We start from the raw sequence: 26,240 nt of genomic DNA, 5'->3' as shown, positions 1-26,240 counted from the left end.
TGCGTTGCGCGTGGAGTCGCGCCTTTATTGGATGCGTTTGCGCTGCTGCGCGGTGTCACTCAAGCGTGCTGAATGTCAGACAGGAAAAGCGCGTTCGACGATCGCCGCGTGATCGAACGTGGCCGGCAGCGTGCCGTACACGCGGCCGCTCTCGCCGCAGCCGTCGGCAAGACGTGTGGCAATGAACGCCTCGGCGACTTCGCCGGGCGCATGCTCGAGCAGCAACGTAGCCTGCGCGATCAGCACGACCTGTTGTGCGATCCGCCGCGCCGACGCCTCGCGATGTTCGGCCGGTCCGTTGAGCGCGGCGGCGAGCTTGCCGAGCGCGGCGCTCAAGGCCGGGTGCGCCTGAGCTTGTGCCTGCCAGGCGGCGAACAAGGCCTGCGCCGCTTCCGGTTCGCGCTCCATGGCGCGCAGCACGTCGAGGCACATTACGTTGCCGGAGCCTTCCCAGATCGAGTTCACCGGCGCTTCACGATAGAAGCGCGCCATCGGCCCGGTTTCGACGTAGCCGTTGCCGCCCCAGACTTCCATCGCTTCGCCGGTGAATTCCAGCGCGCGCTTGCAGACCCAGTACTTCGCGGCGGGCGTGACGATGCGCCGCCACGCGCGTTCGGCGAGCGAGGTGGAGGCGGCGTCGGTGGAGTCTTCGAAAGCGCGCGCGAGACGCATGAACAGCACCGTCGCCGCTTCCGATTCCAAGGCCAGATCGGCCAGCACGTTGCGCATTAACGGCTGGTCCGCGAGATGCCGGCCGAACGCGCTGCGATGACGCGCATGGTGGATGGCCTGCACGAGCGCCGCGCGCATCAGGGCCGCGCTGCCGATCACGCAGTCGAGCCGCGTGTAATTCGCCATTTCGATGATGGTCGGCACGCCGCGCCCTTCGTCGCCGATCATGATGCCGAACGCGTCGAGAAATTCGACTTCGCTGCTCGCGTTCGAGCGATTGCCGAGCTTGTCTTTCAGGCGCTGGATCTGCACGCCGTTTTTTCTGCCGTCCGGCGCGAAGCGCGGCACGAAGAAGCACGAGATGCCTTCGTGATCGTCGGTTCGGGCGAGCACGAGATGAGCGTCGCACTGCGGCGCGGAAAAAAACCACTTGTGGCCGACCAGCCGGTAGGCGGCGCCGCGGCCGCTGCCGGCCGTGGCATAGGCGCGCGTCTGATTGCTGCGCACGTCCGAGCCGCCTTGCTTCTCGGTCATGCCCATGCCGATCATCGCGGAACTCTTGTGTTTGAGCGGCACGTCGCGCGGATCGTGCTCGCGGGCATAGAGCTTGTCGCGCAGCGTGGCGAATAACGCGGGCTCGCGTTGCAACACAGGGATGCTCGCGAAGGTCATGGTCAGCGGGCAGAGCGAGCCGGATTCGATTTGCGCGTGCAGGAAGTAGCCGGCGCAGCGCGCCACCATCGCGCCGCGTTGCGGATCGGAAAATGGCAGGGCATGCAAACCCTCGCGGCGCAGAAGCCCAAGAAGCGCATGCCACGACGGATGAAACTCCAGCGCGTCGATGCGCTCGCCGCGCGGGCTATGCGTGAGCAATTCGGGCGTATGGCGGTTGGCGAGGTCGGCGAGCGCCAGCGTGTCGGGCGTGGTGAGCGCCGCGCCGTGCCGCAGCAACGCGCCGCGATGCCACGCGGCGCCGTCGCGTTCGAGGGCGGCGGATAACGCGGCGTCGCTGGAAAAGAGGTTGTAGTCCGCCAGCGGCGGAGCCTGATTGGTCACCTCGTGGGTCTGGCCGAAGCTGTGCGGTTGCATCTGCTGTCTCCGTTCAACGCATGCTCGCCGGCGTCGATCGGCGGTGCGCTGTTTAATCGTTGCGTGTCGTGCCGCGCACTGCGAGGACGGCGCGTGCAGCGCCGTGTTTGAATGCCCTGCGCGGCCGCCTGGCGGGCGCCTGCGCGTCTTTCATCATAGGGTCGCGGCGGCCCTTCCGTTTAGAGGAATCGCTCTGTCGTGAACCCGCCGCGGCATCCTAACGCTCCCTACAATGCCGGTAAAACACAGGTAGACAAGTGTTCTGCAGTTGCCTGCAGGGGATCGGAGAAAGCGCTGTGATTGGGACCAGTGTAGCGCGCTAAAAGCGTGAAATCGGGTCGTCAGTTCAGCGCTCACTCCGATCGACGGAGACAGGGTTCGCGAGCAACGCGGCCCACATGGAGGAGCGGATGCAATACGACTACATCATCGTCGGTGCAGGCTCGGGCGGTTGCTCGCTGGCGAGCCGTCTCGCGGATAGCTGCCCGGACGCGACGATCGCCCTGATCGAAGCCGGTCCGCACACGGACCGCAATCTGTTCGTCAATATGCCGGTCGGCGTTGCGGCCGTGGTGCCGCACAAGCTCAAAACCAACTACGGCTATCTGACCACGCCGCAGCCGGGGCTCGGCGGACGGCAAGGGTATCAGCCGCGTGGGCGCGGTTTCGGCGGATCGAGTGCGATCAACGCGATGATCTACACGCGCGGCCATCCGCTCGATTACGACGAATGGGCGAAGCTGGGTTGCGAGGGCTGGTCGTGGGCAGAGGTGCTGCCGTATTTCCGCCGCGCCGAAGGCAATGAGCGCGGCGCCGATGCGTGGCACGGCGATAGCGGCCCGCTCACCGTCTCCGATTTGCGCTACCAGAATCCGTTTTCGCGGCGCTTCGTGCAGGCGGCGATGGAAGCCGGTTACAAGCCGAATAGCGACTTCAACGGTGCCGAGCAGGAAGGCATTGGCTTCTACCAGGTGACGCAGCGCGACGGGCGCCGTTGCAGCGTGGCGCGAGCCTACGTCTACGATCGCGCGCGCCCCAATCTGCACACGATCGCCGACGCGACGGTGCTGCGCGTGGTCTTCGACGGCAAGCGCGCGAGCGGTGTCGAGATCGTGCGCGGTGGCCGCACCGAAACGCTTGCGGCGCGCGCGGAGGTGGTGCTCGCGGCGGGCGCGTTCAATTCGCCGCAACTGCTGATGTGCTCGGGCATCGGGCCGGCGGCGCACTTGCAGTCGCTCGGCATTGCCGTGCTGCACGACGCGCCGGAGGTTGGGCAGAACCTGATCGACCACGTCGATTTCACGATCAACAAACGGGTTGCGTCGATCGAGCCGACCGGTTTTTCGATTCGCGGCATTGCGCGGATGCTGCCGCAGTTCGTGACCTTCATGCGCCACGGGCGCGGCATGCTGTCGAGCAATGTCGCCGAGGCGGGTGGTTTTCTGAAGAGCAGCCCGACGCTCGACCGGCCTGATCTGCAGTTGCATTTCTGCGCGGCGATTGTCGATGACCACAACCGCCATATGCACTGGGGCCATGGTTATTCGCTGCACGTTTGCGTCTTGCGGCCGCATAGCCGCGGCACCGTGACGCTGGCGAGTGCCGATGCGCGCACTGCGCCCGTGATCGATCCGCGCTTTTTCAGCGATTCGCGCGACCTGGACCTGCTGGTGGAAGGCGCGCAGATGGCGCGGCGCATCCTCGATGCGCCCTCGCTCGCGCTGCACGGCGGCACAGAGTTGTATACGCGTCCTGGCCAGTCGGAAGCGGAATTGCGCCGCGTCATCGCCGAGCATGCCGACACGATCTATCACCCGGTGGCGACGTGCCGGATGGGCGGCGACGCCCAGTCGGTGGTCGATCCGCAATTGCGGGTGCGGGGCGTGACGGGGCTGCGGATCGTCGATGCTTCGGTGATGCCGACGCTGATCGGCGGCAACACCAATTCGCCGACGGTGATGATCGGCGAGCGCGCGGCCGAGCTGATCGCGGCGGCTCGGCGCGAGTTCCAGGCGGAGCTGAAGGTGGCGTCCGCGGACGGAATTCGCATGGCGACGAATGCCGCGTGAGTTTAGTCGCCCGCGCCGACCAAAGAGAGCCAGCTCAGCTTCACCGTCGACGCTGCGGCAAACCAACGGTCATGGCCGGTTGATTCGCTGATCGCGCAAGGCCACGGCGAGGCGCATCCGGTCGCGAACAACGACACGGCGAGCGGTCGCTTTGCCAACCGCCGCATCGAGTTTGTCGCGCAGCAGTAGTCGCGATTGCGGCGAGTGATGCAAGACATGCCGCCGGCTCCGTGCCGCGGCGGCATGTCCTCATTCGGCGGGCGGTACGGGAAACGGCGTCGTGATGCCGGCCACGCCAATGCCCGGTGCCAGCATGAAATCGTCGCCTGCCTGGCCGGGCAACGCCTCGCGGGCGACTTCGAGCCATGCGCGCGCAGCGTGCGACAGGTAGCCATTGCGTCGCCAGCCGATCGCCATTTCCCACGGAATCTCAGGCTCGACCACCGGCCGGCAGGTGAACTTCGCAGGGTCGAGCCGCCGGCAATACGGCGCCGGCAACAGGGCGATGCCGACACCGGCCAGCACGAGCGCCGCCATGAAATCCCAATGTCCGCTGCGCCCGACAATGGTCGGCGCAAAGCCAGCCGAACGGCACGCGTTCAACACCACGTCATTGAGCGCGAGACTTTCGCCGTAGAACACGAACGGATCGTCGGCGAGTTGGGCGAGCGGCACCTCGTGCAGGTCGTCCCAGCGTGAACCCGCGCGCGCGACGAGCCACAGGAGCTGGCGCGTCACTGGCAGCACGTCGATATTTTCCGGGTCGACGGGTTGCAGCACGCCGCCCAACTCCAGTTCGCCGTTGATCAGCGCCGCTTCGATGGCGCGCGAACCTTGCTCGAACAGCTTGAGCTCGATTTTTGGGTAACGCTGGCGAAATGCGGCGATCGCCGGCGTGAAAAGCGAGCCGCCCATCGGCGGAATGCCGATGGTGAGTTGGCCGCGGCCGAGCGTGTCGAGGTCGTTCAGTTCAGCCTGCAACTGCGCGTGCGCCGCCAGCACGTCCTGACCGCGCTGGTAGACGATCCGGCCGGCATCGGTCAGCACCATCTGCCGCCCGTCGCGCAACAGTAGCGGGGAGCCGATTTCGTCCTCCAGCGACTTGACCATTTTGCTGATGGTCGGCTGCGTGACGAACATCTGCTCGGCGGCGACGGTGAAACTCTGCTGGCGAACCACTTCGACGAAATACCGCAGCGCTCGTAGTTCCACGATCTCAAACTCCAGAATTCCAAATTGGAATGATCGGAGTGATTGTAAGTCATCGTATTTATGTCGCGGCAAGCCTTAGCGCAGTCATCACCGACTTTCCTGGCCGCGCGCTCATGACATACCCGGTGCTGGAGTTGCGCTTCTGACGGGGCGAAAGGCACCTCAGTCATTTCAAGATGCGCTCGGTGGCAAGCGGAATAACATCGACGGTTCTTCACCGTAGACACGCTCATCGCACCCGTTCATTCATGACTCCCGTTTCGATCATCATTCCCTGCTACAACGGCGCGGCGACGCTCGTTCGCGCTTTGCACAGTTGCCGGATTCAGCCCGAGGCCGCACAGATCATCGTGGTGGACGACGGCTCGACCGATGCCTCCGCGGACCTCGTCGCCCAATGCGGCAGCCTCGACGCGCGCGTGTGCCTGCTGCAGATGCCCTACAACGGCGGCGCGGCGCGAGCGCGCAACTGGGGCGCGATGCATGCGTCGCACGATCTGCTCGCTTTCCTCGACGCCGACGACGAATACCTGCCCGGCGCTGTCGGCGCCGCGAGCACGTTCCTCGCGCAACACCCCAACGAAATGTCCGTGCGTCTCGATGTGGAGTACACGGATTTTCCGCGTGTGCTTACCGCTCACCCCGACTTCGCCGCACATGCGGCGACGCTCAGCAATACGGTGCCGAGCAGCCTGTTCATTCGCCGCTCGGCGTACCTCGCGCTCGGCGGCTTTCCAATGGACGAAGGGTTTCGCCGCATTGGTGGCGAAGATGGCGCGTTTTCCTGGGCGCTGCGCGATATTTTCGGCAACCCGCGTCTGGATGATGCCAAGCGCGTGCGCATGCATTACCACGCCGACATTCACGCGGAGCGCTACTTTCGCATTGCGCTGGGTCTGCAAACCGCCAATCCCGACGATACCGCCGATGCCTTTCATCTCTCCCGGCAGTTTCTCGAGACGGCGCGTGCCGGCATCGCGCAATTGCGCGCAGCAAAAGTGATGCTTCACGCTCCCGCACAGGCGGAACCGATCGCGCCGGGGAGCGCTTCATAAGCCGTGGTGGCGGCCGGACCCGAGCGCGCCGCGCCCGTTCTCCCCGCGCGCGCAGCGGCAAAGTCGAAACCCGATCCGCGCCCCGAAGCCATCTCGATTTGCTACAATCGCCGTTCGTCTTCGAGGAGCGTTGCGACGGGTACCGCGAATCAGCATATTCGCCGGCCGCCCGCCAGGCTCGAAGGCTTCAATCGGAGGTCGGTTGCGCAGAGCGCTTTCCCGTCCACCGCATCGAACCGCGCTCACGTCAAATTTCTAGTCAATTTCTTAGAAAGGAGGGCGTGATGAACGCCGCAGTTATCGATTCCCAAACTTCCCAGGATTTCGTTGTTGCCGACATGTCGCTTGCCGACTGGGGCCGCAAGGAACTGAACATTGCCGAGACGGAAATGCCCGGCCTCGTGCAGACGCGTGAAGAGTACAAGGCGCAGCAGCCGCTGAAGGGCGCGCGCGTCGCAGGTTCGCTGCACATGACGATCCAGACCGGCGTGCTGATCGAGACGCTGACGGCGCTCGGCGCGGACGTGCGCTGGGCCTCGTGCAACATCTTCTCGACGCAGGACCACGCCGCCGCGGCAATCGCCAAGGCCGGCACGCCGGTGTTCGCATTCAAGGGCGAATCGCTCGACGAATACTGGGAATTCTCGCACCGCATTTTCGAATGGCCGAACGGCGAATTCGCCAACATGATCCTCGACGACGGCGGCGACGCCACGTTGCTGCTGATCCTCGGCTCGAAGGCCGAGAAAGACCGCTCGGTGATCTCGAAGCCGACCAACGAGGAAGAAGTCGCGCTGTACAAGTCGATCGAACGTCATCTGGACGCCGACCCGACGTGGTACTCCACGCGCCTCGCGCACATTCAGGGCGTGACCGAAGAAACCACGACCGGCGTGCACCGTCTGTATCAGATGGAAAAAGAAGGCCGCCTGCCGTTCCCGGCGATCAACGTCAACGACTCGGTCACCAAGTCGAAGTTCGACAACCTGTACGGTTGCCGTGAGTCGCTGGTCGACGGCATCAAGCGCGCGACCGACGTGATGATCGCGGGCAAGATCGCCGTGGTGGCCGGTTACGGCGACGTGGGCAAAGGCTGCGCGCAATCGCTGCGTGGTCTGGGCGCGACCGTATGGGTCACCGAAATCGATCCGATCTGCGCGCTGCAGGCCGCGATGGAAGGCTACCGCGTCGTGACGATGGAATACGCGGCGGACAAGGCCGACATCTTCGTGACGGCGACCGGCAACTACCACGTGATCGGCCACGACCACATGAAGGCGATGCGCCACAACGCGATCGTCTGCAACATTGGTCACTTCGACTCGGAAATCGACGTTGCGTCGACCCGTCAGTACCAGTGGGACAACATCAAGCCGCAAGTCGACCACATCATTTTCCCGGACGGCAAGCGCGTCATTCTGCTGGCTGAAGGGCGCCTCGTGAACCTGGGTTGCGCGACGGGCCACCCGTCGTTCGTGATGTCGAACTCGTTCACGAACCAGACGCTCGCGCAGATCGAGTTGTTCACGCAAGGCAAGAAGTACGAAAACAAGGTGTACGTGTTGCCGAAGCATCTGGACGAGAAGGTCGCACGCCTGCATCTGGCGCGCATCGGCGCGAACCTGACCGTGCTGTCGGACGAGCAGGCCGGCTACATCGGCGTCGACAAGAACGGTCCGTTCAAGCCGAACCACTATCGCTATTAAGCACGCCGCGGGCGGTTTGACAGCATGACAGTTGGAAGACAGGGCGGCGCATCATGCGCCGCTTTGTTCGCCAAGCCGCCTTATGTCGCGCGTTTTCCCCGTTATCGGACATCCTGCCAAAGGAGCTCTACATGACCTTGCTGCTGACCTGGCTGATCAACGCGCTTGCGCTCCTGATCATCACCTACCTCGTTCCGTCGATTCATATCCGCAGTTTCGGCACCGCGCTGATCGTCGCGGTGGTGCTCGGGTTGATCAATACGATCCTGCGGCCGGTGCTGATCCTGCTGACGCTGCCCGTGACGATTCTCACGCTCGGACTCTTCATTCTGGTGGTCAACGCGCTGTGCTTCTGGCTGTGCGCTTCGCTGCTGAAGGGCTTTGAAGTGTCGGGATTCTGGTCGGCGTTCTTCGGCTCGATTTTGTACAGCATCGTTTCGTGGCTGCTGTCCGCGCTCATTTTCGGCAACCGCAGTCTCGGTTGACCCACTGAATCATGAACCCGATCGAACTTTCATTCGAATTCTTCCCGCCGAAAACGCAGGAAGGCGTCGACAAGCTGCGCGCCACGCGCGCCCAGCTCGCCACGCTCAAGCCCAAGTTCGTGTCCGTCACGTTCGGCGCCGGCGGCTCGACGCAACAGGGCACGCTCGATACCGTCGTCGATATGGCGAAGGAAGGGCTCGAAGCGGCGCCGCACGTGTCGTGCATCGGCTCGTCGAAAGAGAGCCTGCGCGCTATTCTCGACGAGTACCGCGCGCATGGCATCCGCCATATCGTCGCGCTGCGCGGCGATCTGCCGTCCGGCATGGGCGAAGTCGGCGAACTGCGTTACGCGTCGGAACTGGTGAGCTTTATCCGCGCCGAGTTTGGCGACTGGTTCTGGATCGAAGTGGCCGGCTACCCGGAATACCACCCGCAGTCGCGCTCGCCGCGTCAGGATCTGGACAACTTCGCTCGCAAGGTGAAGGCCGGCGCCAATTCGGCGATCACGCAGTATTTCTTCAACGCGGACGCGTACTTCCGTTTCGTCGACGACGCGCGCAAGCTCGGCGTGGACGTGCCGATCGTGCCGGGCATCATGCCGATCACGAACTTCTCGCAGCTGATGCGTTTCTCGGAGATGTGCGGCGCTGAAGTGCCGCGCTGGATCGCGCGCCGGCTCGAAAGCTTCGGCGACGACCGCGAGTCGATTCGCGCATTCGGGCTGGATGTGGTGACGGACCTGTGCGGGCGTCTGATCGATGCCAAGGTGCCGGGCCTGCACTTCTACACGTTGAATGGCGCCGCTGCGACCAAAGCGATCTGCGAACGGTTGAACACGTAAGATTCGCATCACGTCGTTGAGACGAAACCGTGCGGCTGTTTTTTGCCACGCGGTTTTTTTTCGCGCTGCGAATGGCGGCCCGGGCGTTCATGCGAATGCGGGGCTCCGCCGTGCAACCGCGGCTGTGATGACGCAAACCGTCGCTCGCACGCCCGTTGCGAGAGTCGCTGCGTCGCAACAAACCCAGGGTTCCGTTCCAACCTTGCGGCGCGTAAGCCCGCATTGAACCCGAATTTTGTGCTGTCTATGATCAAAGCGCAGCTGACGTGGCTGCTGTGCGGAGAACGTAATGACGGTATCCAAGTTGCTGTTTGCAGTTCGCCAAACCTGTCTTCCAGCGCTGAGCGCCTGCGCGGTGCTGACTGCGGGCCTGTCCCCCGCCGCCGCCAATGCGGCCACGCTGCCCGACAAGACCCTCGTGTTCTGCTCCGAAGGCAGTCCGGCGGGCTTCGACAGTGCGCAGTACACCACCAGCGTCGAATTCAGCGCGGGCTCGTACACGGTCTACAACCGGCTGATCGAGTTCGCGCACGGCAGCACGGATATCGAACCGAGTCTGGCCGAAAAGTGGGATGTGTCGCCCGACGGACTGACGTATACGTTTCATTTGCGCCACGGTGTGAAATTCCAGACCACCTCGTTTTTCAAGCCGACGCGCGAATTCAACGCGGACGACGTCGTCTTCACTTATCAACGGATGCTCGATCCGGAGCAGCCGTTCCGCAAGGCGTATTCGGTGCCGTTCCCGTATTTCACCGATCTCGGCCTCGCCAAGAACATTGCGAAGATCGAAAAGGTCGATCCGTACACGGTCAAGTTCACGCTGAAAGAAGTCGATGCGCCGTTTTTACAACAGATTGCGATGCCGTTCGCTTCGATCCTCTCGGCGGAATACGGCGATCAGTTATTGAAAGCGGGTAAAGCGTCGGATATCAATCAATATCCGGTCGGCACCGGCCCATTCATTTTCCGCAGCTATACGAAAGACGATACGATTCGCTTCGACGGTAATCCCGATTACTGGAAGCCGGGTATCGTCAAAGTCAGCAAACTGATATTCGCGATTACCGTCGATCCGGCCGTGCGTCTGCAAAAACTCAAGCGCGGGGAATGTCAGGTGATGGCGTATCCGCGTCCCGCTGATATTCCGGCGGTAAAAGCCGATGCGTCGCTGGCCATGCCGAACCAGGTGGGTTTCAACCTCGGTTATATCGCCTACAACACCACCAAGAAACCGCTCGACAATGTGCTGGTGCGCCGTGCGCTCGATATGTCGATCAATAAGAAAGCGATTATCGAATCGGTCTATCAGGGCGCGGGCCAGGCGGCGACGAACCCCATGCCGCCGACCCAGTGGGGCTACGACAAGAATCTGAAGGACGCCCCGTTCGACACGGAAAAAGCCAAAGCGCTGCTGAAACAGGCGGGTTATCCGGACGGTTTCGACCTGACGCTATGGGCCATGCCGGTTCAACGGCCGTATAACCCGAACGCGCGGCTCATGGCGGAAATGCTGCAATCCGATTGGGCGAAGATCGGCGTCAAGGTGAAGATCGCCACTTATGAATGGGGCGAATATATTCGCCGCGGCCATGCCGGCGAACATGAAGCGATGCTGATCGGCTGGACCGGCGATTATGGCGACCCGGATAACTGGCTCGGCGTATTGCTGGGTTGCGACGCGGTGAATGGCAGTAACTTTTCCAAATGGTGCTACAAGCCTTACGACGATCTGATCAAGAAAGGCCGCGGCACCACCGACCTGCCCGAGCGCACCAAGGCTTATACGGAAGCGCAGGAGATATTCAAAGATCAGGTCCCATTTACGCCGATCGCCCACTCCACGGTCTATCAGCCGATCAGCAAGAACGTCACCGGCTTCAAGATCGACCCGTTCGGCCCGACGCAATTCATGAATGTCGGCCTGAAATAACGCCGGCGGGCCGTTTTTTTGCTTCGGCACCCCTCTGCGGCCGCACGTTCCCGGTAATGCCGGCGTGCGGCCGTGCTTATGCCCGATTGGTTTCCGATCGTCAACAGAGGGAATTTCCTCCGCTTGTTGCTGTGAGCCAAGCTCAAGTAATATCGCGCTACGCCGGCGGGAGCCGGCCACGAACCTGGAGGAAACATGAAGCAAAACAATCTGTTGCGCGCCGCGCGTGTTACGACGCTCGTCGCAGCTGCAGCGGCATCGATGGTGGGCGCAAGTGTCGCGCGCGCCGAGATTCCGAATAAAACCCTGGTTTACTGCTCAGAAGGCAGTCCTGCGGGTTTCGATCCGGCCCAATACACCACGGGCACCGATTTCACGGCTAATACATTCACCGTTTACAACCGCCTGGTCGAATTCGAACGCGGCGGCACCAAGGTCGAACCGGGCCTCGCCGAAAAGTGGGAAGTGTCGGCGGACGGCAAGACGTACACGTTCCACCTGCGTCATGGCGTGAAGTTCCAGACCACGTCGTTCTTCAAGCCGACGCGCGAATTCAATGCGGACGACGTCGTGTTCACGTTCCAGCGCATGCTGGACCCGAACTCGGCCTTTCATAAGGCTTACCCGGTTCAGTTCCCGTACTTCACGGACATGGGCCTCGACAAGCTGATCACGGGCGTCGAAAAGGTCGATCCGTACACGGTCAAGTTCACGCTGAAGGAAGTCAACGCACCGTTCATCCAGAATCTGGCGATGGAATACGCGTCGATCCTGTCTAGCGAATACGGCGACCAGTTGTTGAAGGCCGGCAAGGCTGCCGACATCAACCAGTTCCCGGTCGGCACGGGCCCGTTCATTTTCCGCAGCTACACGAAAGACGCGACGATCCGCTTCGACGGCAATCCGGATTACTGGAAGCCGAACACGGTGAAGATCTCGAAGCTGATCTTCTCGATCACGCCGGACGCCGGCGTGCGCGTGCAGAAGATCAAGCGCGACGAATGCCAGGTGATGAGCTATCCGCGTCCGGCCGACATCGCGCCGCTGAAGGCTGAAGCGAACATCGCGATGCCGTCGCAACCGGGCTTCAACCTCGGCTACCTCGCGTACAACGTGTCGCACAAGCCGGTCGACAAGGTCGAAGTGCGTCAGGCGCTCGACATGGCGATCAACAAGAAGGCGATCATCGAGTCGGTGTACCAGGGCGCGGGCCAGGCGGCCACGAATCCGATGCCGCCGACCCAATGGTCGTACGACAAGAACCTGAAGGGCGCAGCCTACGATGCGGACAAGGCCAAGGCGTTGCTGGCGAAGGCCGGCTACCCGAACGGCTTCGACATCACCCTGTGGGCGATGCCGGTGCAGCGCGCGTACAACCCGAACGCCCGCCTGATGGCGGAAATGATCCAGGCCGACTGGGCCAAGATCGGCGTGAAGGCCAAGATCGTCACGTATGAGTGGGGCGAGTACATCAAGCGCGCTCACGCAGGTGAGGACGACACGATGCTGATCGGCTGGACCGGCGACAACGGCGATCCGGACAACTGGCTCGGCACGCTGCTCGGCTGCGAAGCGGTGAACGGCAACAACTTCTCGAAGTGGTGCTACAAGCCGTTCGACGATCTGATCCAGAAGGGCCGCGTCACGTCCGATCAGGGCGCGCGCACCACGGCTTATATGCAGGCGCAGCAGATCTTCGCGCAGCAACTGCCGTTCTCGCCGATCGCTCACTCCACGGTGTACCAGCCTGTCAGCAAGAAGGTCGTGGACATGCGCATCGAACCGCTCGGTTACGCGCGTTTCGATGGCGTCAGCGTCAAGTAAGTCGGCAAGTCATTCGTAAAGCTCACGCAGTACGCTTTTCGCACGGTTAGAAAACTGGTCGAAATGGTCCGGCGACCGGGGTCACAAGCCCTCGTCGCCGGTTGCGTTTTTTCTTCATCAAGACCATAGGGACAAAACCATGTTCCGCTTTGTTTTGCGCCGCATCGGCATGGTGATTCCGACCTTCATCGGCATCACGATCCTCGCGTTCGCGCTGATTCACCTGATACCGGGCGACCCCATCGAAGTGATGATGGGCGAGCGCGGCGTCGATCCCGCCATGCACGCCGCGGCCATGCACCGGCTCGGGCTCGACGAATCCCTGCCCATGCAGTACGTCCACTACATCGGACGCGCGCTGCACGGCGACCTCGGCACCTCGATCATCACCAACACCAGCGTGATGGGCGAATTCCTCGCACGCTTTCCCGCTACCGTCGAACTGTCGATCTGCGCGATGCTGTTCGCCTTGATCGTCGGCTTGCCGGCGGGTGTGTTCGCGGCCTTGCGGCGCGGCACCGTGGTCGATCACGGCGTGATGGGCACGGCGCTCACCGGCTACTCGATGCCGATCTTCTGGTGGGGCTTGATCCTCATCATGGTGTTCTCCGTCAAGCTCGGCTGGACGCCGGTGTCCGGCCGCATCGCGGTCGAATACGACATTCCGCACGTGACCGGCTTCATGCTGATCGACGCGATGATGTCCACCGACGAAGGCGCGTTCAAATCCGCACTGAGCCATCTGATCCTGCCGGCCATCGTGCTAGGCACGATTCCGCTGGCGGTGGTCGCGCGTATGACGCGTTCGTCGATGCTCGAAGTGCTGCGCGAGGACTACATCCGCACCGCGCGCGCGAAGGGCTTGTCGCCGGGGCGCGTGATCGTGGTGCATGCGTTGCGCAATGCGCTGATTCCGGTCGTGACCGTGATCGGTCTGCAGGTCGGCACGCTGCTCGCGGGCGCGGTGCTCACCGAGACGCTGTTTTCGTGGCCGGGTATCGGCAAGTGGCTGATCGACGCGATCGGCCGGCGCGACTATCCGGTGGTGCAGGGCGGTATTCTGATGATCGCCACGCTGGTCATTGTCGTGAACCTCGTCGTCGATCTGTTGTACGGCGTGTTGAATCCGCGCATCCGCCATACGAGGTAAATATGAACCCCCACGCTCACATTTGTTCGCTGCCCCCCGAGGGGGCGCATGCCTCCCTTGAGGCGGCTCGGCGGGAGGCATACTGATCATGGCAGACATTCAAAACACAGTCCCCCAGTCGGTCACTCCCCCGAGTGGCCGCGCTATCGCCGCCCGTGAATTCTGGGCGAATTTCTCGCGTAACCGTGGCGCGGTCGGCGCCGGTGTCATCGTGCTGCTGTTGATCTTCGTCGCGATCTTCGCGCCGTTGATCGCGCCGCACAGCCCGATCGAGCAATACCGCGACTTCGTGAAGATTCCGCCCGCATGGCTCGACGGCGGCAACTGGAAGTTCATTCTCGGCACCGACGAAGCGGGCCGCGACATCCTTTCGCGCCTGATGTACGGCGCGCGGCTGTCGTTCTGGATCGGCTTCGTTTCGGTCGTGCTCGCGCTGATTCCGGGCGTCGTGCTCGGTTTGATCGCGGCATTCTTCGAAAAGTGGGCCGACACGCCGATCATGCGCATCATGGACGTGCTGCTCGCGCTGCCGTCGCTGCTGCTCGCTGTTGCGGTGGTCGCAATCATCGGCCCGGGCCTCGTCAATACGATGCTCGCCATCGCGATCGTCGCGTTGCCCGGCTACGTGCGTTTGACGCGCGCGTCGGCGCAGGGCGAGTTGCAGAAAGAGTACGTGACGGCTTCGCGCGTGGCGGGCGCCAGCACCTTGCGTCTGATGTTCTCGCAAGTGCTGCCGAACTGCACCGCACCGCTGATCGTGCAGGCTACGTTGGGCTTTTCGTCGGCGATTCTCGACGCCGCGGCGCTCGGCTTTCTCGGCCTCGGCGTGCAACCGCCTTCGGCGGAGTGGGGCGCGATGCTGGCCTCGGCGCGTGACTACATCGACAGCGCATGGTGGATCGTTACGATGCCGGGTCTGTCCATCCTGATCTCGGTGCTCGCGATCAATCTGCTCGGCGACGGGCTGCGCGACGCACTCGATCCCAAACTGAAAAGGATGGCGTAATGAAACAGCCCCCACACTCACTTCATTCGCTGCCCCCCGAGGGGGCAAGTCAGCACGCTTCGGGCGGCCGTGCGCGCGCTGACATGTCTAGCCTATTGACCATCCGCAATCTCGCGGTGGACTTCAACGGACTGCCCGCCGTCGACCGGATCAACCTCGATGTCGCGCCGGGCGAAGTCGTCGGCGTGGTCGGCGAATCGGGCTCGGGCAAGAGCGTGACGATGATGGCGCTGATGGGCCTGATCGACGCGCCCGGCAAAGTGACGGCCGACGAAATCACCTTCAACGGCAAGAACCTGCTGAAGGCCTCGGCGAAGGAACGCCGCAAGATCATCGGCAAAGATATCGCGATGGTGTTCCAGGACGCGCTGACCAGCCTGAATCCGAGCTACACGGTCGGCTATCAGATCAAGGAAGTGCTGAAGCTGCACGAAGGCTTGCGCGGCAGTGCGCTGGACAAGCGCGCTTTGGAACTGCTCGATCAGGTCGGCATTCCGGATGCGAAAAGCCGTATCAGTTCGTTCCCGCATCAGATGTCGGGCGGCATGAACCAGCGCGTGATGATCGCGATGGCGATTGCCTGCAACCCGAAGCTGCTGATCGCCGACGAGCCGACCACCGCGCTCGACGTGACGATCCAGGCGCAGATCATGGAACTGCTGATCAAGCTGCAGAAGGAACGCGGCATGGCGCTCGTGCTGATTTCGCATGATCTGGCGGTGGTGTCCGAGGTCGCGCAACGCGTCGCGGTCATGTACGCTGGCGAAGTGATCGAGACCAACCGCGTGCCGGACATTTTCGCCGCGCCGCATCATCCCTATACGGAAGCGTTGCTGGCGGCGATTCCAGAGCACAATGTCGGCGCCGTGCGGCTGGCGGCCCTGCCGGGCATGGTGCCGGGTCGCGACGACCGTCCGAAGGGCTGTCTGTTCGCACCACGCTGCAAGTACGTGGTCGACGACTGCACCAAGGCGCGGCCCGCGCTCGCGCCGATGGAAGGTCACGCTGAAGTGGCGCGCGTGCGCTGCATCAAACCCCTGAACCTGAGCGGCGACGCCAACGTTCACACCCATGGAGGCGCACGATGAACGCAGTACTCGAAACGCGGCGCCAGTCGGACCATGCGGGCGACCACGTACTGGTCGCGGAGCAATTGGCGCGTTACTACTCGGTTAAGCGCGGTCTGTTCGCCACCGGCACGGTGAAGGCGCTCAACGGCGTCTCGTTTGCGCTGGAGCGCGGCAAGACCCTGGCCGTGGTCGGTGAATCCGGCTGCGGCAAATCGACGCTCGCGCGTCAACTCACCATGATCGAAGCGCCCAGCGCGGGCCGCTTGCTGATCGACGGTGAAGACGTGGCCGGCGCCGATCACGCGAAGATCGCCGCGCTGCGGCGGCGCGTGCAGATGGTGTTCCAGAACCCGTTTGCCTCGTTGAATCCGCGCAAGACCGTCGAGCAGACGTTGGGCGAGCCGCTCGCGATCAACACGCAACTGAGCCCGACCGAGCGCGCCGAACGCATCGCGCAGATGATGCGCACCGTCGGCCTGCGTCCGGAACATGCGAAGCGCTATCCGCATATGTTCTCCGGCGGCCAGCGGCAGCGTGTGGCGATTGCGCGCGCGATGATTCTCGACCCGCAGATCGTCGTTGCCGACGAACCCGTGTCGGCGCTCGACGTGTCGATCCAGGCGCAGATTCTGAATCTGTTCATGGACCTGCAGCAGCAGTTCAAGACCAGCTATGTGTTCATCTCGCACAACCTCTCGGTGGTGGAGCATATCGCCGACGATGTGATGGTGATGTACTTCGGCGGCGTGGCGGAACTCGGCGACAAGAAGCGCATTTTCTCGAAGCCGCGTCATCCGTACACGCGCGCGTTGATGTCGGCCACGCCTTCGATCTTCGAAGCGGATCGCTCGATCAAGATCAAGCTGCAAGGTGAAATGCCGTCGCCGCTGAATCCGCCGTCGGGCTGCACGTTCCATCAACGCTGCCCGTACGCGATCGACCGCTGCCGCAGTGAAGAACCGAAGCTGCGTGAAGTGGATGGCCGCCAGGTGTCGTGTCACCGCGCCGAGGAGGTGGGGGACATGGATGCCTGATGGGGTGGCGGCGCGTCGTCTTACGCGCCGCTTGCGTGATGGCGACCTTGGTGCTGCTTTCTCGCGGCGCTGGAGGGCGCGTGCACTGACCGGTGCCGCGCTCTTCGGCGTTTGTTCTGTCTTTCATCCGGGCACGACAGCGATCGGCGTCGCGCATGCCGCCGGTGCCGCTGCCAATACGCCCGCGCAGGCGGGGCGCCCGGCACTGCCGGTGCCCAACATGCCGGCGCCGCCACGCGCCAGCTTGCCGGGTTTCAATCCGCCGCCCGCCTCGCCGGGCACTACGGCGAGCGGCCCGGTGCGCGCGCAGCCGGCGCGCATGCCGTTCTATGTCGCGACTCGCGGCACGATCACCCTCTACGTGCTGGGCACGCTGCACGTCGGCGATCCGGCTGACTACCCCGCCAATCAGCCCTTCCGCGCACCGATCCTCGGCGCACTGGCTGCCTCGCCGACGCTGGCGCTCGAACTCTCACCCGACGAACTGCTTGTCTCGCAAGATGACGTTGCGAAGTACGGCGTCTGCCGGCGCGACTGTCTGCCCGGTCTGCTGCCCGAACCTTTGTGGCACAAGCTGGCGCTTCGGCTGCGCGCTAACCCGGCGGCACTGGATGCCATCAAGAAAATGCGGCCCTGGCTCGCTTCGTTGCTGGTCGAAACCTACGATTCTTTGAGCGCCGGTCTGCAGACCGAGTACGGTTCGGAAGCGCAGTTACAGAACGTGTATATCCGCACGCGCGGCAAGATCGTCGGTCTCGAGACGTTGCCGCAGCAGATGCGCGCATTCACGGGGCTGACGCTCGCGCAGCAGCGCGAGATGCTGGCGCAGGATCTGGTGCAGACACCGGCGGAAAACGTCGAGGACGTACGGACCTTGCATCGCCTATGGCGTGTGGGCGATGCGGATGCAATCGCCGCCTGGCAGGCAGCGAAGTCCGAAAAGCTGGCGCGCGACAAGCGCATCTCCGATTCGATCGACAACAAGATCGTCTATGACCGCAACCGGCGCTTCGTGTCGCGAATGCTGCTGATCGCCGCGCCGAACAAGCCAGTGTTCGTGGCGATCGGCGCGCTGCATCTGGGTGGCCGCAAAGGCGTGCTGGAGCTTTTGCGGCAGCGCGGGTTCGTGGTGGAGGCGGGGTAAGGCGTAGCCAGACGTTGTTATGGCGCGGGGTCGATGGCGCTAATGACCCGCGCGACGATTTCGTCTGCGGTGACCTTGTCGAGCGTCTCGATGTAGCGAGCTGAGCCTGCGCTCACACGCGCGTCGATGTCGAAAGTGCGAACCTGATTGCAGACTGCGACGCCGCTCGTGTCGTGCCCGGAGATCGGAACCGCAAGTCCGACGTTGCGGGTGAAACTCCCCGCGCTTGTGATGGGCACGGTCATGCACACGCCCAACGCATTGATCTCGCCACGTGTGATGACGACGAAACGGTGCCTGTCTTTCCTTTCGCGGCCTGCTACCGGATTGGGATCGATCCAGTACACGTCGCCGCGTCGTGGTGCATCGCGTTTTGCCATTAGCCAAGCACGCGTCCGACCGACCCGCCATCGCGCGCCCACGCTGTGCCCGCATTCAATTCGGCAATGCTTTCAGAGCCCTCGAGTATTTCGGCTAGCGAGTAGCGCCTATGCGCTGAAGCAAGCGGCCGCGCAATTAATTGTCCGTCTGCGACGTCGAGAGTCATCTGGTCGCCCGCACCGACGTGAAGAAGCTTGAGAAGCGCAGGTGGAATCGTCATCACCAGGGCGCCCCCCCTAGCGGCGAATTTTCGATATGACAGCCATGGTCTCGTTTCCTGTCGGCGATGAGTTGTTGATGTGCAGCAAATGTGGCACATTTTCGTGGCTTACCGGACCGTGCGTCACCGCGCCAAAATCTGTCCAACTTTGAAATTTGCTCACTGAGCCTCCTTCTTTAGAGCTTGCGTCACTTCTTCAACCACCGGCATCCAATCCCCCAATACCGCTTGCCGGAACAACCTCATCCCCGGATACCAGGGCGAGTCGCTGCGCGCTTCCAACCAGCGCCAATCGGAATTGGCGGGCAGCAGTAACCACACCGGTTTGCCCAACGCGCCGGCCAGATGCGCGACGCCGGTGTCCACAGCAATCACCAGATCGAGATTCATGATCAGCGCGGCCGTGTCTTCGAAGCTGTTCAGCGCGGCGGTGAAATCGTTGGCACGGAAAGCCGGCGGTGCGTCGGCCAACTGCGCATGCGCCGGGCCCTTTTGCAGCGCGTACCAGGCGACGTTCTCCGCCTCGCTGAACGGGCTCAGGTCGGCGAGCGTCGTCGACCGATAGCGGTCGTTGCCGAATGTGGGACTGCCGGCCCAGACAAGGCCCACCTTTCGCTTCGATTCATTAGCCGTACCGAGCCGTTTGCGCCACGCTTTCGTCTTCGCCTTGTCGGCGAACAGGTAGGGCACGTCCGCAGGAAGGGTTGAGAGATCCAGGTCAAGACAGGACGGCACGCTCATCGTCGGCACCCAGAAATCGTACTCACCGTCGGGCTTGCCGCTGTACGCGCGGTGTATGCCCGCCATACGCCCAACCAAAGGCAGCAGAGCCTCGCGCACGCAGAGGTCGACGATTGCGCCGCGCTGCGCGAGCACGCTTGCAAAGCGCAGGAACTGGAAGTGGTCGCCGAAACCTTGCTCGCCGACCAGCAGCAGGCGACGCCCTTCGAGCGGCTCACCCCGCCATTCGGTCACGCCCGGCACCGCGATCGCGTCGTAGTCGTTCTTGCGCCAGCGCAGCGCGAATTCAGCCCAGCCTTCCTTGTAGTCGCCGCGCTTGAGCAACAGCCACGCGAGATTCTGATGCGCGTCAGCGTAATGCGGATCGTGGGCGAGTGCTCGCCGATAGAAACCTTCCTCTTCGTCGAGGCGCCCTTGAGCGCCGATCGAGCCGCCCAGACACACCAGGTGAGTCGGAATCGGTTTGAGTGCGACCGCGCGCCGGTAATGCGATTCGGCGCCGGCATAGTCGCCGAGCTTGCCGATCAGGCTGCCCAGATTCACGTGCGCCTCCGCGTAATTCGCACGCAGCGCCAAGGCTTGCTCGAAGCTGGCGATCGCCGCGCCGTGGTCGCCTTGCGCCTGGTACGTGTTTCCCGCGCTGAAGTGCGCCTCCGCGGATGTCGGATCGAGCGACAGGACGTGCCGATAGCACGCGAGCGCTTCGTCGAAACGGGCGAGCTTGTTCAGCGCCGTGCCGAGGTTCAGATGCGCGTCGAGCAGCGCGGGGTTCGATGCCAGCGCCAACCGGTAGTGCTCGATCGCTTCGAGGAAGGCGCCTTGCGCTTGCAGCGCGACGCCGAAGTTGTTGTGCGCGTCGGCGAAATCTGGCTGGAGTTGCAGTGCCTGGTCGTAGCAGATCATCGCTTCGTCGAGATGGCCGAGCGCGGCGGCCACGAGTCCGCGGTTGCTCCAGCAGGCGGCATCGTGCCGGTCGAGTTTGAGCGCGCGGCTCATCAGGCCGGCGGCGGTGTCGTGGTTGCCGCGTTGATAGTGCAGCACGCCGAAGTAGTGCAAGGCTCCCGTATGGGCGCCATCGAGCGTGAGCGCCTCGCGATAAAACGATTCGGCCGTGTCGAGCCGGCCGGCCTGGTGCGCTTCGAGCGCGGCGTCGATCAATGCGGTGAGATAGGCGGTGGGCGGCGGTGCGGCGTGCGTGCGCTCAGGCTGCGATTGATGTTCCATGGAAACCTGCGGGAGAGCGACGGCAGTGCGTGCTGTGAGAGCCGGCGCATGTGGATGGGAGACCATCCAGCATCGTAGAGTTGCCGCTCGTTTCCCGACGATCGGACGCTTCCTAATTCGGTTGCATCCATGTCGTGCAGTGTGACCATTTCACTGACACATCGCAGAAAAATCCTGCGAGGCGTCAGTGTTTATTGATTGCTGAAGAAAGAGTCCTACAAGAACATCAGGAAATTCAGCAGGAAGATATTCACGATCAGCAAGGTCAGCGCGGTCGGGATCTGCACTTTGATCACTGCGTTCTTATCGGGCAATTCCAGCAGCGCGGCCGGCACCATGTTGAAGTTCGCGGCCATCGGCGTCATCAGCGTGCCGCAGTAGCCCGAGAACATGCCGATCGCGACCATCACCGCCGGATTGCCGTGGAACACGCCCACCAGAATCGGCACGCCGACGCCGCCCGTCATCACCGGGAATGCGGCGAAGCCGTTGCCCATCACCATGGTGAAGAGCGCCATGCCGATGCAGTACACGGCCACCGCAATGAAGCGATAGTCGAGGCTGATGTAGGCCGTGGTTACGTGTGCGACGGCCTTGCCGACCCCGGCGTCCGAGAACACGAGGCCGAGCATGCCGAGCATCTGCGGCAGCACTGCTGCCCACGACAACGCATCGACCAGCCGGCGCGTTTCCTTCATCGACTGGCCGACGTTGTCGCGCGTCATTACGCAGGCAATCGCGAGTGCGATCACGCAGCCGATCCCGAAACCGATCAGCGTGACGTTGGCCTTCTCGATCAGCGGTACGCCGCCGAACACCAGATGGCTCGCCGAGAGCGTGATGATCACGGTGACGACCGGAATCGTCAGCGCGGGCACGAACAGCTTGTTGCGAAGACGCGCGGCGCTGGCCATACGCGCTTCGAGCGACAGCACTTTCGGCTTGGCCGCGGTCACGCCGCCGAACCCGGCAATCAGCGCCATCACGATGACGAGCACACCGACCACGGCCGGCGGCAGCTTGTCGCCGACCAGGAAGATCAGCGCGTAGAGAATCCAGAAACCGCCGGCCGTGAAACGGCGTGGGTGATCCTTGTCCGTGACGATCATGCCGCCGACAACGAGCAGCACCACGCCCAACAGCCAGAACAGATAGGTGATCGAGAGCGTCATGCCTGGTCTCCTGCGGCGGATTGTTTCGGCGAAACGGCAGCCTGGCTGGCCGTGGCGTTGCCGCGCAGTTCGCGTTCGAGTTTGCGGTCGAGCAGATACAGGCGGAAGCCGTGAATGATGAATGCGCAGATAGCGGTCGGAATGCCCCACACGGCCACGTGAATCGGCTCGACGATGATTCCCGCTTCCTTCAGGAAGGTGGTCATCAGCACGATCGCGCCGAACGCCACGAAAATGTCCTCGCCGAAGAAGAGCCCCACGTTGTCGGTCGCCGCGGAGAACGCGCGCAATTTGAAGCGCACGGCGTCGCTGATCTTGCCGAAGCGGGTTTCGGTCGCGCCTTCGGCCATCGGCGCGATCAGCGGACGCACCATTTGCGGATGGCCGCCGAGCCCGGTCAGGCCGACCGCCGCGGTCAGCTCGCGCACCAGCAGATAAACGATCAGAAGACGCCCGGCGGTCGCGGCCTTGATGCCGCCGATCCACGCTTGCGCGCGTTCACGCAGTCCGTGCCGTTCGAGCAGACCGATCACGGCCAGCGGCAGCAGAATGATCAACGGGATATTGCGGGTCTTGATAAAACCGGTGCCGATCTCGGCAAGAATCTTTTCAGGCGGGAAGTGCGCGGCGAGGCCCGTGATAATCGCGGCGACCGCCACGATCAGCATCGGATTGAACCGCAATAAAAAGCCGACGATGATGACGGCCACGCCAATGAGCGGCCATAGACTGACTGTTGTCTGCATCTGGATCTCCAAACAGGGTTTCAACCTTGCCGCTTGTGACGGCTAACGTGGGCCGGCGTCCGGTGGTCCGGGCGCCGTCTTGTTGCGACGGCTCTTGATGGCCGCCTCTGCTTCGAACTACACCTGCTGACTACGGGTACTGCTATGCGCCCTGTACCTGGCAAACGCCCCGCATGAAGCGGGGCGTGGGAAAGGTGCAGAAGGTTTGAATCGCGCTGTCCGGCTCGCGTGTCGGCCGACGCTCAGGCGCGGGCGGCGACTGCCGCATGGACTTCGATGCCGGCGTCCCGCAGCGCGCCACGAATGCGCCGCGCGAACGCCAGCGCATGCGGACCGTCCCCGTGCAGGCAAATGGTCTGCGCGTTCAGCGGCACCCATTGGCCGTCCACGGCCTGCACGCGTTGCTCGCGAATCATGGTGAGCGTGCGCGCCAGCACTTCGCCTTCGTCGTCGAGCAGCGCGCCGGGTTCTTTGCGCGGCACCAGCGAACCGTCCGCGCGATAGCCGCGATCGGCGAAGACTTCCTCGATCGCGGTGAGGCCCGCGTTGCGCGCGGCCGTCACGAGTCCGCTGTTGGCCAGCGCGAACACCGCCACCGACGGATCGAAATCGTGCACCGCCGAGACGATCGCGTCGGCGATCCTGTCATCGCGCGCGGCCTGGTTGTACAGCGCACCGTGCGGCTTGACGTGCGCAATGCGCCCGCCCTCCGCCTGGGCGATCGCCGAGAGTGCGCCGAGCTGGTACAACACGCCCGCGTAAATCTCGTTGGCCGGCAAATCCATTTCCTTGCGGCCGAAATTTTCCGGATCGTTGAAGCTTGGATGCGCGCCGATCGACACGCCTTTCTGCACCGCCCAGCGCACGCAGTCGTGCATCGCATTGGCGCCGCCCGCGTGCCAGCCGCACGCGATATTCGCCGAGCTGACGAGGTCCAGCAGCGCCTCGTCGGACCCGCTGCCTTCGCCGAGGTCGGCGTTCAAATCGATTTCCATGGAGTTCCCCTACTCAGTATTACAGCGCCGCGACGGCCGACTGGCGCGCGCAGCGTTCTTCATGCATGGCGATCGCCGCGTCGATCTGCCGCAAGTACGTGCGCTCTTCCAGCAAAGCCTGACGCGCCTCGTAAGGCGTCGTCGGAATGAAGCGTACGGATGCGTTCAGGCGAACCTGCGCGAGCTTCCAGAGGTCGGCCTGAATCACCGCGCCGATCTTCGGATAGCCGCCCGTGGTTTGTGCATCGCTCAACAGCACGATCGGCTGGCCGTTCGGCGGCACCTGAATCGTGCCCGGCAGCACGGCGTGCGAAAGCAGATCGGTTTTCTGCGTGCGTTTGAGCTCGGCGCCGGCAAGGCGATAGCCCATGCGGTTGCTGTTCGGCGTGACGAGCCATTCATCGGACCAGAAGGATTCGTGGGCTTCCTCGGTGAAGTGCTCGTACTCCGGTCCGCGCAGCACGCGGATCGGCACGGCCCACGGCACGCCGGACGGGTGACGCCCACGCCGCAGCGGCTCGTGAACCAGCACGAACTTGCACCACGCGGGCGCCTTCACGCCGAACTCCGGCGCCTCGGGCGTAAAGCCGAGATGGCCGCGCTGAGGCGGCGCACCCACCGGCAGGCGATCGCCGTCGCGTAGCGCCCGGCCGCCGAGTCCGCCGAAATGGCCCGCCAGATCGGTGCTGCGCGAGCCGAGCATGGGCAGCACGTCGACGCCGCCCGCCACGCACACATAACCGCGCATGCCGCGCTTCGCCGCGTTCAACACCAGTTCCTGGCCGGCCTGCACCGGCAGGCTCCACCACGAGTAGACCGGTTTGCCGTCGAGCGTCGCGCCGAACTCGGTGCCGGTGATCGCGACCCGCGTGGCGCGCAGAAAGCGCAGCACGGTCGGCCCGAAGGTGATTTCCAGACCGGCCGCATCGGGCCGGTTGCCGACCAGCCGGTTGCCGACTTCGAGCGACAGACGGTCGAGCGCTCCGCCCATCGCGACGCCCAGATGCCGGTAGCCGTGACGGCCGAGATCCTGAATCGTGGTCAACAGACCCGCGCGAATCACATCGATCATGCCTGTATCCCCGCGATGGTGAAGCGCACCCGGTCGCCCGGTTGCAGCAGCGTGGGCGGCCGGCGCGCCGGGTCGAACAGCGGCAGCTCGGTGCGGCCGATCAACTGCCAGCCGCCGGGCGACGTGGCCGGATAGATGCCGGTCTGTTCGCCGCCGATACCAACCGACCCAGCCGGTACTTCGAGCCGCGGCGACGCGCGGCGCGGCGTGTGCAGCGCGGCTTCGAGCCCGCCCATATAGGCGAAGCCCGGTTGGAAGCCGAGGAAGAACACCACGTAGTCGCCATTCGAATGACGTTCGACGACCTCGCGCACGCTCAAACCCGTGTGATCGGCGACCGCTTTCAGATCAGGACCGAACTCGCCGCCGTACTGCACCGGAATCTCGACTTCACGGCCCGGCGCGGGCGCGTCGCTCACCGCATTCCAGGCCGTCTGCAGGTGGCTTACCAGCGCGTCGCGGTCGGCCTCGAGCGGATCGAAAACCAGCGTGAGATTGTTCATGCCGGGCACCACCTCCAGCACATGCGGCCATTCGCGCGCGGCAGCGGCCGCCGCCCACACGCGACGCTGGCATTCCAGCGTGGCAGGCGGCGGCGCCTCGCAGACTAGCGCGGTATCGCCGAGCGGAAAGATTCTTGGTTGGCTCATGAGTTAACGGCCCAGGTCGAGTCGGAGGATTCGGGCACAGCACACCCTTTGACCGGTTATCGGCATCGGGCAGGCGACGATTGAAGCGTACATTATCAATAAAATATCAACAATTTCTCAATAAGCGTTTTTGCCAGGCTCCCTGGGATCGAGCGCTCGTCGTACACTCCCGACACCTTCCCAATCTGCCTCTCGAGAATCTTTGCCATGTCGCGCCATCCCACCAAGATCGTTTCCTCGGAACATCTCGTGTCTGAGACCAGCGCGGAGCTGTCGGAACTCGAGTACGCGCTCATCATGGCAGGCAACGCCTTCAATCGATGGATGGTGCGCTGCATGTCGGCGGCGGGAGACAAGGACATGACCGCTATCGAGGTCTCGCTGCTGCACCACGTCAGCCATCGCGAGCGCCGCAAGAAGCTGGCGGACATCTGCTTCGTGCTGAACATCGAAGACACGCACGTCGCCACTTACGCATTGAAGAAGCTCGTAGCTAGAGGGTATGTAAAAAGCGAAAAGACCGGCAAGGAAGTGTTCTTCTCGGCAACCGAAGCCGGCCGTGAGCTCTGTCTGAAATATCGCGAGGTGCGTGAGAGTTGCCTGATCTCCACGCTGAAGGAAAGCGGCCTGACCAACGAGCAGATCGGCGAGGCGGCGCAACTGATGCGCAACGCGTCCGGTCTCTACGACACGGCGGCGCGGGCGGCCGCGTCTTTATAACGCGGCCCCGTGTGCGTCGGGTTGGCGC

The 26,240-nt window shown here is 63.4% G+C and carries 23 protein-coding genes and 1 riboswitch; of the genes, 13 read left to right on the top strand and 10 right to left on the bottom strand.

Translation table 11 applies throughout. The features are described from left to right. Nucleotides 1-75 precede the first annotated feature (75 nt). Nucleotides 76-1,761, bottom strand: coding sequence for an isovaleryl-CoA dehydrogenase (locus P0D70_RS00670; protein WP_408181555.1), 1,686 nt, complete (start codon nucleotides 1,759-1,761; stop codon nucleotides 76-78). Between the two features lie 410 nt (nucleotides 1,762-2,171). Between P0D70_RS00670 and P0D70_RS00665 the strand changes: the two genes are divergently transcribed. Next, nucleotides 2,172-3,830 carry a GMC family oxidoreductase gene (locus P0D70_RS00665; RefSeq protein ID WP_408181553.1) on the top strand — a complete coding sequence of 553 codons (1,659 nt, stop codon included), beginning with the start codon at nucleotides 2,172-2,174 and terminating at the stop codon, nucleotides 3,828-3,830. Between the two features lie 249 nt (nucleotides 3,831-4,079). On the opposite strand, the gene P0D70_RS00660 is transcribed toward P0D70_RS00665, so the two are convergent. Continuing rightward, a complete protein-coding gene (locus tag P0D70_RS00660) occupies nucleotides 4,080-5,042 on the bottom strand; it encodes a LysR family transcriptional regulator (protein ID WP_408181551.1) in 963 nt (320 codons plus the stop codon). A 248-nt stretch (nucleotides 5,043-5,290) separates the two neighbouring features. Here P0D70_RS00660 and P0D70_RS00655 point away from each other — a divergent pair, with 248 nt between their 5' ends. The 11 genes from P0D70_RS00655 to P0D70_RS00605 all read left to right on the top strand — a co-directional run bounded on the left by P0D70_RS00655 (nucleotide 5,291) and on the right by P0D70_RS00605 (nucleotide 18,291). Further along, the gene (locus P0D70_RS00655; RefSeq protein ID WP_408181548.1) at nucleotides 5,291-6,097 is read left to right on the top strand and encodes a glycosyltransferase family 2 protein; all 807 of its coding nucleotides are present in this window, start codon (nucleotides 5,291-5,293) and stop codon (nucleotides 6,095-6,097) included. Between the two features lie 116 nt (nucleotides 6,098-6,213). Then, nucleotides 6,214-6,304: riboswitch (S-adenosyl-L-homocysteine riboswitch) on the top strand. A 77-nt stretch (nucleotides 6,305-6,381) separates the two neighbouring features. Then, nucleotides 6,382-7,803: an adenosylhomocysteinase gene (ahcY, locus tag P0D70_RS00650; RefSeq protein ID WP_091798138.1), complete on the top strand. Its 1,422-nt coding sequence runs from the start codon at nucleotides 6,382-6,384 to the stop codon at nucleotides 7,801-7,803. A 131-nt stretch (nucleotides 7,804-7,934) separates the two neighbouring features. Further along, nucleotides 7,935-8,288, top strand: coding sequence for a phage holin family protein (locus P0D70_RS00645; protein WP_091798141.1), 354 nt, complete (start codon nucleotides 7,935-7,937; stop codon nucleotides 8,286-8,288). Nucleotides 8,289-8,299: 11 nt separating this feature from the next. After that, nucleotides 8,300-9,130 (top strand): methylenetetrahydrofolate reductase [NAD(P)H], encoded by an 831-nt coding sequence (metF, locus tag P0D70_RS00640; RefSeq protein WP_408181544.1) that lies wholly within the window; start codon nucleotides 8,300-8,302, stop codon nucleotides 9,128-9,130. A 289-nt stretch (nucleotides 9,131-9,419) separates the two neighbouring features. Next, nucleotides 9,420-11,063, top strand: coding sequence for an ABC transporter substrate-binding protein (locus P0D70_RS00635; protein ID WP_091798147.1), 1,644 nt, complete (start codon nucleotides 9,420-9,422; stop codon nucleotides 11,061-11,063). Between the two features lie 195 nt (nucleotides 11,064-11,258). Next, nucleotides 11,259-12,887 (top strand): ABC transporter substrate-binding protein, encoded by a 1,629-nt coding sequence (locus tag P0D70_RS00630; protein WP_408181541.1) that lies wholly within the window; start codon nucleotides 11,259-11,261, stop codon nucleotides 12,885-12,887. 139 nt (nucleotides 12,888-13,026) lie between these two features. Continuing rightward, complete coding sequence (locus P0D70_RS00625) at nucleotides 13,027-14,037, top strand: ABC transporter permease subunit (RefSeq protein ID WP_091798153.1); 1,011 nt, start codon at nucleotides 13,027-13,029, stop codon at nucleotides 14,035-14,037. Nucleotides 14,038-14,125: 88 nt separating this feature from the next. Beyond that, a complete protein-coding gene (locus tag P0D70_RS00620; protein WP_408181537.1) occupies nucleotides 14,126-15,043 on the top strand; it encodes an ABC transporter permease subunit in 918 nt (305 codons plus the stop codon). Between the two features lie 83 nt (nucleotides 15,044-15,126). Continuing rightward, nucleotides 15,127-16,131, top strand: coding sequence for an ABC transporter ATP-binding protein (locus P0D70_RS00615; protein WP_091798159.1), 1,005 nt, complete (start codon nucleotides 15,127-15,129; stop codon nucleotides 16,129-16,131). Then, the gene (locus tag P0D70_RS00610; protein WP_408181534.1) at nucleotides 16,128-17,147 is read left to right on the top strand and encodes a peptide ABC transporter ATP-binding protein; all 1,020 of its coding nucleotides are present in this window, start codon (nucleotides 16,128-16,130) and stop codon (nucleotides 17,145-17,147) included. Before P0D70_RS00615 ends, P0D70_RS00610 begins: the two co-directional genes overlap by 4 nt. After that, the gene (locus tag P0D70_RS00605; protein ID WP_408181532.1) at nucleotides 17,140-18,291 is read left to right on the top strand and encodes a TraB/GumN family protein; all 1,152 of its coding nucleotides are present in this window, start codon (nucleotides 17,140-17,142) and stop codon (nucleotides 18,289-18,291) included. The genes P0D70_RS00610 and P0D70_RS00605 overlap by 8 nt, the downstream gene beginning before the upstream one ends. A 17-nt stretch (nucleotides 18,292-18,308) precedes the next feature. Here the strand turns inward: P0D70_RS00605 and mazF are convergent, their stop codons facing one another. The 8 genes from mazF to pxpB all read right to left on the bottom strand — a co-directional run bounded on the left by mazF (nucleotide 18,309) and on the right by pxpB (nucleotide 25,492). Beyond that, nucleotides 18,309-18,671 carry a type II toxin-antitoxin system toxin MazF gene (gene mazF, locus P0D70_RS00600; RefSeq protein ID WP_408181530.1) on the bottom strand — a complete coding sequence of 121 codons (363 nt, stop codon included), beginning with the start codon at nucleotides 18,669-18,671 and terminating at the stop codon, nucleotides 18,309-18,311. A gap of 237 nt (nucleotides 18,672-18,908) precedes the next feature. Beyond that, nucleotides 18,909-19,055, bottom strand: coding sequence for a hypothetical protein (locus tag P0D70_RS00595; protein ID WP_408181528.1), 147 nt, complete (start codon nucleotides 19,053-19,055; stop codon nucleotides 18,909-18,911). Beyond that, a complete protein-coding gene (locus tag P0D70_RS00590; protein WP_408181526.1) occupies nucleotides 19,052-20,857 on the bottom strand; it encodes a tetratricopeptide repeat protein in 1,806 nt (601 codons plus the stop codon). The genes P0D70_RS00595 and P0D70_RS00590 overlap by 4 nt, the downstream gene beginning before the upstream one ends. Nucleotides 20,858-21,072: 215 nt before the next feature. Next, nucleotides 21,073-22,029, bottom strand: a complete 957-nt coding sequence (locus P0D70_RS00585; protein WP_408181524.1) for a DUF979 domain-containing protein — start codon at nucleotides 22,027-22,029, stop codon at nucleotides 21,073-21,075. Then, nucleotides 22,026-22,775, bottom strand: a complete 750-nt coding sequence (locus tag P0D70_RS00580) for a DUF969 domain-containing protein (RefSeq protein WP_408181522.1) — start codon at nucleotides 22,773-22,775, stop codon at nucleotides 22,026-22,028. Before P0D70_RS00580 ends, P0D70_RS00585 begins: the two co-directional genes overlap by 4 nt. 242 nt (nucleotides 22,776-23,017) lie before the next feature. Further along, nucleotides 23,018-23,770 carry a 5-oxoprolinase subunit PxpA gene (gene pxpA, locus P0D70_RS00575; protein WP_408181520.1) on the bottom strand — a complete coding sequence of 251 codons (753 nt, stop codon included), beginning with the start codon at nucleotides 23,768-23,770 and terminating at the stop codon, nucleotides 23,018-23,020. A gap of 19 nt (nucleotides 23,771-23,789) precedes the next feature. Then, entirely contained in the window at nucleotides 23,790-24,842 is a 1,053-nt protein-coding gene (locus P0D70_RS00570) for a 5-oxoprolinase subunit C family protein (protein ID WP_408181518.1), read from the bottom strand. After that, entirely contained in the window at nucleotides 24,839-25,492 is a 654-nt protein-coding gene (gene pxpB / locus P0D70_RS00565; RefSeq protein ID WP_408181516.1) for a 5-oxoprolinase subunit PxpB, read from the bottom strand. The genes P0D70_RS00570 and pxpB overlap by 4 nt, the downstream gene beginning before the upstream one ends. Nucleotides 25,493-25,699: 207 nt before the next feature. Between pxpB and P0D70_RS00560 the strand changes: the two genes are divergently transcribed. Beyond that, nucleotides 25,700-26,212, top strand: coding sequence for a winged helix DNA-binding protein (locus P0D70_RS00560; protein ID WP_007179899.1), 513 nt, complete (start codon nucleotides 25,700-25,702; stop codon nucleotides 26,210-26,212). The last annotated feature ends 28 nt before the right edge of the window (nucleotides 26,213-26,240 follow it).

This window comes from Paraburkholderia sp. RL17-381-BIF-C (genome assembly GCF_046026435.1).
Taxonomy (GTDB): Bacteria; Pseudomonadota; Gammaproteobacteria; order Burkholderiales; family Burkholderiaceae; genus Paraburkholderia.
The sequence above is the reverse complement of the archived record's forward strand: the minus strand, read 5'-3'. Positions and strand labels throughout refer to the sequence as shown.

Excerpts from the sequence above, each read along its gene's own strand:
- P0D70_RS00610 (WP_408181534.1), top strand. The coding sequence starts at position 16,128 with ATGAACGCAGTACTCGAAACGCGGCGCCAGTCGGACCATGCGGGCGAC.
- mazF (WP_408181530.1), bottom strand. The coding sequence starts at position 18,671 with ATGGCAAAACGCGATGCACCACGACGCGGCGACGTGTACTGGATCGAT.
- P0D70_RS00585 (WP_408181524.1), bottom strand. The coding sequence starts at position 22,029 with ATGACGCTCTCGATCACCTATCTGTTCTGGCTGTTGGGCGTGGTGCTG.
- P0D70_RS00590 (WP_408181526.1), bottom strand. The coding sequence starts at position 20,857 with ATGGAACATCAATCGCAGCCTGAGCGCACGCACGCCGCACCGCCGCCC.
- P0D70_RS00570 (WP_408181518.1), bottom strand. The coding sequence starts at position 24,842 with ATGATCGATGTGATTCGCGCGGGTCTGTTGACCACGATTCAGGATCTC.
- P0D70_RS00615 (WP_091798159.1), top strand. The coding sequence starts at position 15,127 with ATGTCTAGCCTATTGACCATCCGCAATCTCGCGGTGGACTTCAACGGA.
- P0D70_RS00655 (WP_408181548.1), top strand. The coding sequence starts at position 5,291 with ATGACTCCCGTTTCGATCATCATTCCCTGCTACAACGGCGCGGCGACG.
- P0D70_RS00635 (WP_091798147.1), top strand. The coding sequence starts at position 9,420 with ATGACGGTATCCAAGTTGCTGTTTGCAGTTCGCCAAACCTGTCTTCCA.
- ahcY (WP_091798138.1), top strand. The coding sequence starts at position 6,382 with ATGAACGCCGCAGTTATCGATTCCCAAACTTCCCAGGATTTCGTTGTT.
- P0D70_RS00665 (WP_408181553.1), top strand. The coding sequence starts at position 2,172 with ATGCAATACGACTACATCATCGTCGGTGCAGGCTCGGGCGGTTGCTCG.
- P0D70_RS00620 (WP_408181537.1), top strand. The coding sequence starts at position 14,126 with ATGGCAGACATTCAAAACACAGTCCCCCAGTCGGTCACTCCCCCGAGT.
- P0D70_RS00605 (WP_408181532.1), top strand. The coding sequence starts at position 17,140 with ATGCCTGATGGGGTGGCGGCGCGTCGTCTTACGCGCCGCTTGCGTGAT.
- metF (WP_408181544.1), top strand. The coding sequence starts at position 8,300 with ATGAACCCGATCGAACTTTCATTCGAATTCTTCCCGCCGAAAACGCAG.
- P0D70_RS00645 (WP_091798141.1), top strand. The coding sequence starts at position 7,935 with ATGACCTTGCTGCTGACCTGGCTGATCAACGCGCTTGCGCTCCTGATC.
- P0D70_RS00630 (WP_408181541.1), top strand. The coding sequence starts at position 11,259 with ATGAAGCAAAACAATCTGTTGCGCGCCGCGCGTGTTACGACGCTCGTC.
- pxpA (WP_408181520.1), bottom strand. The coding sequence starts at position 23,770 with ATGGAAATCGATTTGAACGCCGACCTCGGCGAAGGCAGCGGGTCCGAC.
- P0D70_RS00625 (WP_091798153.1), top strand. The coding sequence starts at position 13,027 with ATGTTCCGCTTTGTTTTGCGCCGCATCGGCATGGTGATTCCGACCTTC.
- P0D70_RS00560 (WP_007179899.1), top strand. The coding sequence starts at position 25,700 with ATGTCGCGCCATCCCACCAAGATCGTTTCCTCGGAACATCTCGTGTCT.
- P0D70_RS00670 (WP_408181555.1), bottom strand. The coding sequence starts at position 1,761 with ATGCAACCGCACAGCTTCGGCCAGACCCACGAGGTGACCAATCAGGCT.
- pxpB (WP_408181516.1), bottom strand. The coding sequence starts at position 25,492 with ATGAGCCAACCAAGAATCTTTCCGCTCGGCGATACCGCGCTAGTCTGC.
- P0D70_RS00580 (WP_408181522.1), bottom strand. The coding sequence starts at position 22,775 with ATGCAGACAACAGTCAGTCTATGGCCGCTCATTGGCGTGGCCGTCATC.